Source organism: Streptomyces sp. NPDC002867 (assembly GCF_053591895.1).
Genome location: NZ_JBSFUR010000089.1, coordinates 1 through 8,853 on the forward strand (window position 1 = coordinate 1; position 8,853 = coordinate 8,853).

The 8,853-nt window shown below is 64.1% G+C and carries 8 protein-coding genes and 3 pseudogenes; 4 read left to right on the top strand and 7 right to left on the bottom strand.

Annotated elements, in window-relative coordinates:
* Positions 1–108: 108 nt before the first annotated feature.
* Together ACWD0A_RS34220 and ACWD0A_RS34225 are read right to left on the bottom strand one after the other, a co-directional pair.
* Positions 109–840, bottom strand: a pseudogene (locus ACWD0A_RS34220) (IS256 family transposase); the annotation flags it as partial.
* Positions 841–842: 2 nt separating this feature from the next.
* Positions 843–1,025, bottom strand: a pseudogene (locus ACWD0A_RS34225) (helix-turn-helix domain-containing protein); the annotation flags it as partial.
* A 126-nt stretch (positions 1,026–1,151) separates the two neighbouring features.
* Between ACWD0A_RS34225 and ACWD0A_RS34230 the strand changes: the two are divergent.
* Positions 1,152–1,808 carry a transposase family protein gene (locus tag ACWD0A_RS34230; RefSeq protein WP_451304547.1) on the top strand — a complete coding sequence of 219 codons (657 nt, stop codon included), beginning with the start codon at positions 1,152–1,154 and terminating at the stop codon, positions 1,806–1,808.
* A 703-nt stretch (positions 1,809–2,511) separates the two neighbouring features.
* Here ACWD0A_RS34230 and ACWD0A_RS34235 read toward each other — a convergent pair.
* From ACWD0A_RS34235 to ACWD0A_RS34250, 4 genes and pseudogenes are all read right to left on the bottom strand, one after another.
* Complete coding sequence (locus ACWD0A_RS34235; protein WP_451304561.1) at positions 2,512–2,637, bottom strand: zinc finger domain-containing protein; 126 nt, start codon at positions 2,635–2,637, stop codon at positions 2,512–2,514.
* Between the two features lie 1,290 nt (positions 2,638–3,927).
* The gene (locus tag ACWD0A_RS34240; protein WP_451304549.1) at positions 3,928–4,224 is read right to left on the bottom strand and encodes a hypothetical protein; all 297 of its coding nucleotides are present in this window, start codon (positions 4,222–4,224) and stop codon (positions 3,928–3,930) included.
* Positions 4,225–4,253: 29 nt separating this feature from the next.
* Positions 4,254–5,747: a radical SAM protein gene (locus tag ACWD0A_RS34245; protein WP_451304551.1), complete on the bottom strand. Its 1,494-nt coding sequence runs from the start codon at positions 5,745–5,747 to the stop codon at positions 4,254–4,256.
* A gap of 147 nt (positions 5,748–5,894) precedes the next feature.
* Positions 5,895–6,167: pseudogene (locus ACWD0A_RS34250) on the bottom strand (transposase); the annotation flags it as partial.
* Positions 6,168–6,654: 487 nt separating this feature from the next.
* Here ACWD0A_RS34250 and ACWD0A_RS34255 point away from each other — a divergent pair.
* Positions 6,655–6,867 carry a hypothetical protein gene (locus tag ACWD0A_RS34255; RefSeq protein ID WP_451304553.1) on the top strand — a complete coding sequence of 71 codons (213 nt, stop codon included), beginning with the start codon at positions 6,655–6,657 and terminating at the stop codon, positions 6,865–6,867.
* A gap of 341 nt (positions 6,868–7,208) precedes the next feature.
* Here ACWD0A_RS34255 and ACWD0A_RS34260 read toward each other — a convergent pair whose 3' ends face one another.
* Positions 7,209–7,442 (bottom strand): hypothetical protein, encoded by a 234-nt coding sequence (locus tag ACWD0A_RS34260; protein WP_451304555.1) that lies wholly within the window; start codon positions 7,440–7,442, stop codon positions 7,209–7,211.
* Positions 7,443–7,629: 187 nt separating this feature from the next.
* Here ACWD0A_RS34260 and ACWD0A_RS34265 point away from each other — a divergent pair, with 187 nt between their 5' ends.
* The gene (locus ACWD0A_RS34265; RefSeq protein ID WP_451304557.1) at positions 7,630–8,103 is read left to right on the top strand and encodes an NUDIX hydrolase; all 474 of its coding nucleotides are present in this window, start codon (positions 7,630–7,632) and stop codon (positions 8,101–8,103) included.
* 196 nt (positions 8,104–8,299) lie between these two features.
* Positions 8,300–8,680, top strand: a complete 381-nt coding sequence (locus tag ACWD0A_RS34270) for a hypothetical protein (protein WP_451304559.1) — start codon at positions 8,300–8,302, stop codon at positions 8,678–8,680.
* The last annotated feature ends 173 nt before the right edge of the window (positions 8,681–8,853 follow it).

The window sequence follows — 8,853 nt, forward strand, 5'->3', positions numbered from 1 at the left end:
GCGCAATCCTCGCAACTACCTGGCCTTTCTCGGCCTCGCCGCCGCCCTGTGCTGCTACAAGCGACTCGTCCGCCTCACCACATAGGACACGGTCTAAGTCCTTGGGCGTCACTGCGCGCTGATCCGGTCTTCGAAGAACAGGGCGAACGCGTTGAGGGCGCTCTTCCAGTGTGCGGCGACGTGGTTGATGTCGCGCGCCTTGGGTTCGATCAGCTCCCGCGCTGCGAGGTAGAGCACCTTCAACGCGGCTTGTTCTGATGGGAAATGACCGCGGTTGCGGGTGGTCTTGCGCAGACGGGCATTGATCGACTCGACCATGTTCGTACTGTAGACGACCTTCCTTATCTCGGCGGGAAAGGCCAGGTAGGGCGTGAATTCGCTCCAAGCGGCGTGCCAGGTGCGGACGATCGCCGGGTAGCGAAGGCCCAGGTCGGAGGCAGCGAACGCGTCCAGGGCTTGCTCGGCGGCCTGCTCGGTCGGCGCGGTGTAGATCGCCTTGAGCGCCGGCACGAGTTTGGGGTGGTCCCTCTTCGAGGCGAACCGCAGCGATGACCGGACGAGATGGATCACGCAGGTCTGGACCGTGGCCTTGGGCCAGGTCGCGGTCACGGCTTCCGGCAGGCCCTTCAGGCCGTCGCAGGCGACGATGCACACGTCTTCGATGCCGCGGTTACGCAACTCCGAGAGCACTGTCATCCAGGTTGTTGCACCTTCGCCTTCGGCTCCGACCCACAGCCCCAGCACGTCCTTGCGGCCGTCCATGTCGACGCCGACGGCAACGTAGACCGGCCGGCTGACAACCGACCCGGAGCGGATCTTCACCCACAGGGCGTCGATGTAAGCTCCAGCTGGGCGAACTGTTCGTCGCTCAGCCGCGGCAGCGAGGCGGGACCGCTCGAGTTCAAAGCCCGCAGTCCGCCCTCGGCCCAGGCCCGGCGCCAGCGCTGCACGGACCGGGCGCTGACCCGCAGCTCTTTGGCAATCACCGTGTTCGTCTCACCGCGCTCGAACCGCTCGGCCGCCTCAGCCGTAACCGAGCGTTTTCAGAGTGGCCACCGGTCGGGTGACGGGGTGGCCCCCCGCAACGCACGAGGCTCCTGTGCCGTTGAGAGAGGTGTTCGACGTCTCAACTCATCAGCGCAGGAGCCTCGTTGGTTCCCTATCCTGCCGCACTCGACCTCCCGCACGCCCTGGTCGAGTGGGTAACCATGCTCATCGTCACCCGTGAGGGTGACCGCCGCTGCAAGCTCCCGCCGCACCAGCGTGCTCTCGTCGGCTTGGTCTACCTTCGCCAGCACGACACGCTCGCGCAGATCGCCGCCGGTTTCGGCATATCCGTCGGCACTGCCCACGCCTACGTCGCCGCCGTCGTCGGCCATCTGTCCCGCCGGGCGCCCGGGCTGCTGCGGGTCCTGCGGGAGACGGATCCCGATCACGTCCTGCTCGACGGAACGCTCGCCGAGTGCGACCGGGTCGGTGACAGCCGGGCCGACTTCTCCCAGAAGCACCGCCGCCACGGCGTGAACGTGCAGGTCGTTGCCGACCCTGCGGGCAAGCTGCTGTGGATCTCGCCCGCACTGCCCGGCCGCACCCACGACCTGACCGCGGCCCGCACCCACCGCATCATCCGGATCTGCGAACGCCAGGGCGTACCCGTCCTCGCCGACCGCGCCTACATCGGGGCCGGCTCCTGGGTGACCACCGCCGATCAGACGTCTCCCGCACCAGGACCTGACCGACCCAGCGGACGATCAACCGGGCCCTGTCAGCGGCACGAGCACCGGTCGAACGAAGCGTCGCGAGACTGAAGTCCTGGCGCGTCTTCCGCAGAGCCCGCTGCAGCCCTAACTGCATGACGGTCATGGCCGCTGCCGTCCTCACCTGGAGCGTCAACGCTGAAATCGCTCACCGTTCCCGAAACTCCCGGCGTTCGGCGGTCAGCCCGCCCCCTTGTGGATACCGCATCCAACGGTGATACCGCACAGAGCGGGCCACGGTCAGCCTGTTACGACATCACGAGTTCAAGCTCAGTAGCCGTTGTCAAGTCCCACTTTACCGGAGTGGTTCCTGAAGATTGGTGATCTGGTGGCCAAGAGCATGTCCACCCGCAGGATTCACCACGCTGGGGACGAGTCCGACCCATGCGCGCTCTCTACACGTCGCACTTCTCTTATTAGCGCAGTCAATGCAGATTCCACCCCACTGCTGCCCACTCTGGCGGCTAGCACGCGCAACTGTACGAGTTGCATCTGGCATGCCGCCATATCTCCCACGCGGAACTGAGCCGTCGCCAGCATCAGCCGATCTTGAAATGCAGTGAAGGCACCGTCGTTATGGATGCCGTTCACTACGCATAGGCAATGGAGCACCCGGATAACATCCGCGTAGCGGCCTGCCGCGAAGTATAGCTGTGCCAGAGATCTGCGAATCGGCGCAGATTGCTCGAGGCCAAGATTCAAGTGCGCGAGACCGGAGGTGAGCTTCTCGATAGCTGCCCCAGGATCGTTGAATCTAGCAGTGAGCAGTTTCGCAGTGTTCACACAGATGAGGGGAATCGCCCACTGAGCCAGTCTCGGATGACGGTCTGCCACAGCGAAGGCAAGCCGTCCTGCTCGTTCCTCTAGCTCCAGCGCGGATTGGTTGGCACCCTCAATGTAGTCGATGAGGGCGAGACCATTAAGGTACGTGATCTCGATCTTCGCTCTCTGCGCGTCCCTCCGAACCAAAGGGATCTCCCTTATGCCCGATAGGTACAATTTCCTGGCTTGAGATAGCCGACGCGGCGTGCGTTGATTAGCGAAGACGTTGGCCAACCTTGCCTTCAGGTCGAGGCGCTCTACTGGATCTACGGCCAAGTGGCTGGCACGATGGAGATGACGGGCTGCCTCTGTGTTAGCCCGCAACGCAGGTTTTAGCCGCAGGGCCATACGTGCGGCGTTCAGATGCGCGGCAATCTGATGGTCCCGTGTCGGTTCGGGGCCACCTTCACTGTCCGCTGTGGCAGTGGCCAACGCCGCAAGATGACTCTGAAGCCACTCCCGCCCCGTGATGGCGTACCCGGCAAGCAACGCCGCGTGCTGCCGGCGCAACCGTGAACGGTCAGCGCTGAGGACAGCTAGATGCGATCGCCGCAAGTAGTCCCAGCCGTCCGGGGGCCAGGCGTCGAATAGCTCTGCAGCGTGCCGACGCCGATTATGTGCATCCAGGCCAGCCAGCAACCTGCGTCGAGTCCGTGCACCGAGCCTAATCCAGTCGGTGCCTTCGGGGCCGGGCGCCGCGAACACGTCAACAGCCTCTCGGCTCAACCCTAGGCGCAGGGCAACAGGCACCGGTGCCCCGCAGCGGGAGGCTGCCAGTTTCCTGAGCACACCCAGATCCCTGGATTCCAATTCGTCCAGTACTGGCCCCGGCGGAATCGCCCGGCGAAGAGAACTGACGGGACGCCATGGAAGCCTCAAGGAGGACAAGGCTGACTGATCACCCGTGCAGGCCAGCGTGAATCCGGTCTTCTCAGCCATGCGTGCCAATTGGGCGATAAAGTAGGGCAAGTTCGGCTGTACGCCCGGATCGATGACGAACGCCCAACCGTACGGTTCCCCTAGCCGGCTGACTGCGCGGGCAGCAGCGTAGAGCACCAGTTGCTCTTCCGCCTCATTCGTCGCGTCTTCAATGTCCTCTCGTGTTGGCTCCGTGGATTGCTGAGCTCGCCCGAGCTCTTCCCAACGAGGCGCTAGGGCGGCGCTGGCAGCCGTCAACAGGGAGGTGGGAGACCGGCTGAGCGCCGATCCCACCACGTCTAGGACGGGCGGATAGGGCAGTGGAGCGCGAAGATCTGATACGCCGAGCCACTGCACGATGGGGACCGATCGGCGCCAATCGGTCGGGATTGAGGACCAGTACACGGTCACGGGAGTCGGTCGAATGCGGTTAGCCTGCCGTCGAGTCCGATTCGGCCTCAGCGATCAGTTGCTCGGCTTCCTCGATCTGGCGTCGCAGTTCCGCGATGCGTTCCTTTTTGTAACTCATCATTTCCTCAAGGGAGGGCGGTCGCAGCTCTTCGACGCCGGCACGCCCCTTGCAGGCCATTCCGCTGTGACAGTCACAGTCTCTGGGCTGGATAGCGTCACCAGACTGCAGCAGCTCCTTGAGGCCACCCCTTTTGAGGAGTTCAACCAAGTCGGAAACATCGTTCAGGGAAACGGGCTGTGCTTGCTTCTCACCCATGGTGTATCTCCTGTGTTGCTTTGGGTCGGTCAGCCGCTCGTCACTTGGACGATAGGTAGGCTGCGGGAGTGCTTCGGAATGGGCCGAGCATCACTCAGCAGTTGGTTCTCGAGTTCGTTATAGGAATCGGCAAGCGTGCGAGGGAAGTAGTGTTGGAAACCTTCGCAGGCTGCCGCGAAGATTGAGTCGCTATTGGCACGCGCCATGCTGGCGCAACCAGAGGTGTGAATCAGCGCGTAGGGGCAGCGGGAACATTCCTCGATGGCTCCAGGAAAACGGGAGAGCCAGCTCCGTGCCACCTGCTTGTCGAGGTCCAGTAGGCCGCCGCTGTAGCTGCCGATCCGGCGGTCAACCAGCCCCACGTCATCCCAGCAGCTATACACGTCGCCGCGGGGATCAAACATAAGCAAGCCGGTCTCCGCACTGCAGTTGGCAACACTCTGGAATGGGTAGCTGCCAGCAACAGTACGCTCGAGGATATTCCGAGCGTATCCCTCATAGCTGCTCACGCAGCTCCTGCCCTCGGCGTTGAGGGCGCTAGTTACCTGTAGCAGGTCAGCGGGGGAAACAAGCGGCTCATGCTTACCGTCACCCGTAACAACAGCTGCCGTGGCAGAAAACGCAGGATGGTCGCTCCATCCCAGTTTCACGAACATGTCATTGAGCTGGGCTACGTGATCAGCATTGCTGCGATCGACATTGATGCGGACGCGCACTTGAGTATTCGCATCGAGAGCAAGTCCAATATTTGCAATAATCTTGTCGAATGTCTGTCGGAATTTCGGTCCGACACGGCGCCGATCGTGTAGGACCGACAACCCGTCTAGTGTGATTTGGAGTTCGGCTACGCCATCGGGGCCAAGTAGGTCGGCAAACAGATCCAATTGGACACCGTTTGTGATTGCCCACAGTGTCGAACCGCGTTCGTTGGCCCGCTCGGTGATGTACTCGACAATCTCCCGGGTTGACTCCTGCATCGGCTCACCGCCGAACAAGCCCAGCCTCCTGCCAGTGCTGCTCTGCGAGACGCTCTGGTGCGTAGATGGCAGTACTGCCAACTGGCGAGCCAGAGCACCTGGGTGGTCGAAGTCATCAATGACCCTGAACGCGTCATCCACCGCTTCTCGCGTCATGACCGTAGCGAAGACGCCCCTGCCAGCGTGCATTTCGTGAGACTGGAAGCAATAGGGGCAGCGCAGGTTGCATGTGTACGCCGGAACGAAGACGAAGTTTGGTGGATTCGATTCCAGGTCTGCCTGGTGCAGGACGGTGGCGATCTCCACCATTGCTTCCCGCTCCTGCTCCGCGGAGAGGTTTGTAAGGTATCCGCGTTCCAGCAGATGCGCCTCGATTCGCCCGCTGGACTCCCATGGAGGAGAATCGGCGTCACCTCCCCGATGGTCAACCAGATAGGCGCCGGTTACCGCCGCCACCTTGTCCAGAGTCCCTCGGATGCCGTGAAGGAGGACAAAAAATCGCTCGTCCTTGAGTGGTGCCCCGATGACGTAGCTGCTTACGCGCACACCTATCACTCCATTGGTTCGTGCCGCGTCAAGCAGGCATCAGGAAGGAACCGCTGCGACATCGAGGCTAGGGGGAATCATCAGGTATCGCCATGTTTGTCAGCTGCTTGGGTGACTTGTAGGCCCATTGGGGCGCCAGCAGCGCAACTCGAACGATCCGTCACGGTCGCGGGGCACAGCTATCTCCACCGGTCCGACCTCGGTCAGCACCGTCTTGGCACAAGTGCCGTTGCGGCGGTTGCCGCAGTTCTTCCCCGCAGAGTCGTGCCGGTCATAGCCGAGGTAATCGTCGACCTCACCCTCCAGAGCAGACTCCAGCAGCCGCTTGATCAGCTGCTGCAGCAGCCCTCCCTCACCGGCTGGCTGCAGCCCTTCCGCCTGGGCCGGGCCTACCGTCTCATCAATCAGCTGGTCGTTCACGGACCGGCCCGACTGAACTCGGCAACCTCAGCGGTCTCAGAATCCGACACCATCCACGGCGCACTCTCCACAGCGAGTCGGACGCTCAACTCCCGTACCAGACACGGCACCAGTAAACTTCCACCTCATTGTGTTACTGGGGCGTGCCGCGGCTCGGCCAGGCCTCCGGTGCCAGCTTTCCTGCGGTCTTGAAGCCAGGCTCCTTCTTGGCGACGGTACCCGGAATGGAAGCCCTTGGATGGATCTTTCCCCACGAGGTTGTGGCTGGGCCCCGGGAGGTGACCGACGCCCGCGCGTACCGTCTCGGAGACCACGAATGGTGCACGGCCAACGTACGCTGGCAGCTGTCTGGCGACGCAGTCTTCAGGAGCTCCATCCACTATGCGGCGTGCTTCTGGGACACCCGACTGCTGGTACCAGTGGACAAGAGCGGTCCACTCCCCCGGGTCCTCGACAGCAGTCACCCTACGCACCGGACCCCAACGCCGTGGTTTGGCCAGCGCACCGCGAGTTTCCGACCACGCTGGGTTCGGGAAAGACGGCGTCGGCCCTGGCCGCTCTCACGCACTTCATCCACAACACCAGCTGGGCGGACATGAACGCGCCTCTCCAGGACAACGGGCAGGGTGAGGAGGGCACGCTGGAAGGCTGGGAGGAGGCATACGCCCCCGACGCCGACAGCGACCCGTTCGACGAGTGACCGCCCCCGACCGGGCGGCCGACGGGGGACGGGAGCACCAGGCCGGCTGGTGGGTCGCAGCCGGCGGGCTGCGCCCACCCAGCTACACCGTCGGGCTGGCGGGCGTCTCCAGCTCGGCGCGGACGGCGGCGACCGCTGCGGCCGTGTCCAGAAACAGTCGGCGCTGATGTGCCCGTCGGCTCGAGAGTCGATTCCGGCTTCCGCAAGGGTCCGCTGCAGGTAGCGTCCGGCGGTCTCCGCCGCGCCGGTCATGGTGGGCCTTCTGGGTGTCTCGGCGCGGCGAGGGTGCCGCCACCCGACCTCTGATGCCGGGGCGCAGCCGGATGGCTGCGCCTCGTGGATCAGACCTCGTCGTCCCACCTTCGGCAGTGCTCGTAGGCGAGGGCGGCGGCCGTGTCGGGGCCGGGGGCGTCGAACTCCTCTGCCCAGCGGGTGAAGTCGTCTTCGCTGGTGGCGAGCAGCTCGATGTGGTCGGCGACCGGGCCCGGCAGGACGGCGGCGATGAGCAGCTCGGTGCAGTCGACGTCCAGGGTCAGGCCGATGACGGTGAACGTCCTCGTGGCGGCTGCGGTCATGCGATCAGCTCGAACGTCGCGCTCTCGATGGCCCGGGTTCGCAGGTGTCTGTAAGCACTTCTCTGGGTTCCACTGCACGGAACTGAAGTGGCTCCAGGCGTAAGAAGTTGATCTGGCTCCACTCTGCGCTCATGGCGCCGCATGGATCTCGGACGTCGGGATAGGGTCCGGTGGGAGGTGCGGGGGAATGAGTTTCCGGCTGGCGGCGTACGCCGTGTGCATCGAGGGCGGGCGGGTACTGCTCGCCCGTCACGTGCCGCCGAAGAGCGAGAGCAACTGGACCCTCCCGGGTGGCAGGGTCGAGCACGCGGAGGATCCGTTCGACGCGGTGATCCGGGAGGTCGCCGAGGAGACCGGCTGCGATGCGGTGGTCGAACGCCTGCTGGGCGTGGACTCCCGGGTGATTCCCGCGGCCGAACGTGCCATCTCTGGCGGACCAGAGCATCAGAATGTCGGCGTCTTCTACCAGGTTCGTATCACTGGCGGCCAGCTGCGGACGGAGCTGAACGGCGAAATCGCTGAGTCGGTCTGGACTCCGATTCCTAATGTCGCTCGCCTGCGCCGGTCATCGCTGGTCGACATCGGCCTCGCCCTGGCTCAGACGCTTCCGGCGACCGGCCACGTCGCTGCCGTCCCGGTCGGCGGCCTGATCCAGCACTGAGGCGCGATCAACATCCGAACTGGCTGCCCCGCAGGCGGCGCCGTTCGCCAGCTGATCGGCAGGCAGGTCCGCGACGTGCCTCTTTGGAGTGAATGCACTGGTCCGTCCGTCCGCCCGGCGACGGCAGGGTTTGTGCGTCGATCACGGTCATGTCGGAGGCCGTGTTGGTTGATCACGGTCCTGTCGGGAGGCCGGGATGGGTTTGTCGCGGACAGAACTGTTCGCCGCGATCCGGAGGGACAAGCGTCTCGATCCGGGAATGTCACAGCGGGCGCTGGCGGCGAAGTACGGGGTCCACAAGCGGACGGTGCGGCAGGCGCTGACGACCGCGGTCCCGCCGCCGAGGAAGAAACCGGCGCCGCGGGCCACGGTCCTTGACCCGGCCAAGGCGTGGATCGATGCGATGCTGCGGGAGGACACGACCGCGCCGCGCAAGCAGAGACACACCGCCCGCAGGATCTACCAGCGTCTCGCGCAGGAGTACGGCTTCGACCAGGCTACCGTCAACACCCCCCACCCGGGCCAGCGGAACCACCCGATCGAAGTGGGGCCAAATCACCTTGCTACAGGGGCGTGAATCACACCAATACACGCCCCCTCCACCTCGGCAGTGGAGCCAAAACAACTCCGTGCAGTGGAGCCCAAACAAGTGCTTAGACCGTGTCCTACATGGTGAGGTTGCGGAAGCGTTTGTAGCAGCAGATGGCGGCTGCCAGCCCGAGAAAGGCCAGGTAGTTGCCCGGGTGTCGC